Here is a 1740-nt window from a genome sequence, read left to right on the forward strand (position 1 = left end):
GATCAACCCAACTCATCGACGCAGTCACGTAACGTCACCGGTTTTACGCAATGGCCCTGCGATCCTCGCCCGGCGCGATGGCCGGGCGCAGCGGTTCATTAGCAGTAAATGTAGCGTTGCGTCGATGGGCTTACGACTTGCCGGAGTCCGCTTTGTCTATCTCATACACATTCCAGAGTTCGGAACCCCTTGCGGTTCCCGTGCTCACTTGGGGTTCCTAGATCACCAAGGCTCCTCGTGGGTCGACTGGTCGTGGTTTGCCGAGATGCTCGATGTCGTCGAGCGCGTGGGCTGGCAGCCGGTAGATCCGGATGCTGTCCTGGGCAGGGTCGATGGCCTCTTGAAGCGCGGCGACGAAGCGCACCTTGTCGGTTTCGCGGCATACCACTTCGAAGACTGACTTCTGAACGCGGTGGCCGTACGCCTCGCATATTTTGGCGACTTTGCGCAGTCGGCGTTGTCCCTGTGGTGTAACTGTCTCAACGTCGTAGGTAACGAGTAGGTCCATGTTCAGTTCACCGTCCATGGCTGGTACGCGACCAGGTCTCCACGCAGGTGCCGTGCCAGCAGGCGTGCCTGCACAAGGGGCAGCAGCGCGGCAGGGATCTGCCGGCCGAGTTGCGCATGTGGCCACTCCCGTTGCCGGCTTTGCTGCCAAGCTGACAGCAAGCTTTTACGTCCGCTGTCGGTAAGCCGGTACGCCCCGTTCGGCAGCTCCTCGAAGTCGGTGGGAGTCAACTCCCGCCTGTTGAGCAGGGTGAGTGCGAGTCGGTCGGCCAGGAGGGGCCGGAATTCTTCCATCAAGTCGAGGGCGAGTGCCGGTTTACCTGGTCGGACGGCATGCAGGTAGCCGATGTAGGGGTCGAGTCCAACCTGGTCGAGTGCGCCGTGCACGGCGACGCGCAGCATGCCGTAGAGGAAGGAGAGCAGGCAGTTCAGGGGGTCGGTGGGTGGCCGTTTGTTACGCCCGGATGCCTTCCAGTCCTTGCTGTCGCCGAGCAGGTAGGGCATGGCGGCGAAGTAGTCTCGTGCGGCGATGCCTTCGACGCCGAGCACCTCGTTGGTGCTGGCCGCGGTGGCGAGTAACTCGAGACGCTGGGCCAGTAGTTCGGCACTGGCCCGCAAGGCGGTTTGCCGATGGCCGCTGGTGTCCCGCGCGGTGCGGAGCAGCACTTGCCGCGCGTTGTGTATCTTGCCGGCGACGAAGGCGATCGCGATGGGTAGTTGCCGTTCCGCCGAGTCGGCGGCGCGGTGCTGGGCTTGGCGCAGCAGCGGGTTGCCGTGGGTGGGGCCGATCAGGCCGGCGCGGAAGCGTCCGCTGCCGCTGAGCCAGCTGACGGAGCGGCCGTCATCGGCGCATCTCAGCAGCAGGTCGTCGCTGGGCGTCACACCGCCGAACAGGACGAGGTGGTCGAGTCGGACGAGCGGTAGTAGGCGGCGTCCGGGTTGGTCGGGGTGGTATATCCGAACGGTGTCGCCGTCGAGGTGCAGGCTGGTGCCGGAGGTCTGCACGTAGAGAGTGTTGAGCAGTTCAGTCACGCCACTGTCCCAACGGTCGTGGGGTCAACAAATTCGGTGTCGCCTGCCGGCGGCCGTCGGTCAGTTCGGGCAAGCAGTCCTCACGGAGCGAGCATCGCCGACAGCGAGCATCGTTGCGGGCCGTCGGCAGCGTCGGGGTGTCAGAGGATGGTTCGGAGGATTAGGTCCGTTTCTGGGCGAGTGTGAATATTCCGGGCTCGT

The 1740-nt window shown here is 64.3% G+C and carries 2 protein-coding genes; both read right to left on the bottom strand.

The window, feature by feature from the left end:
* Window positions 1-217 precede the first annotated feature (217 nt).
* Window positions 218-526, bottom strand: coding sequence for a CRISPR-associated endonuclease Cas2 (gene cas2 / locus ACFHWY_RS28360; protein WP_416583305.1), 309 nt, complete (start codon window positions 524-526; stop codon window positions 218-220).
* On the bottom strand, window positions 511-1539 hold the full coding sequence (cas1c, locus tag ACFHWY_RS28365) for a type I-C CRISPR-associated endonuclease Cas1c (protein WP_416583306.1): 1029 nt from the start codon (window positions 1537-1539) through the stop codon (window positions 511-513). Before cas1c ends, cas2 begins: the two co-directional genes overlap by 16 nt.
* Window positions 1540-1740 lie beyond the last annotated feature (201 nt).

The sequence above is a fragment of the Micromonospora sp. LOL_024 genome, from assembly GCF_048060415.1.
Taxonomy (GTDB): Bacteria; Actinomycetota; Actinomycetes; order Mycobacteriales; family Micromonosporaceae; genus Micromonospora.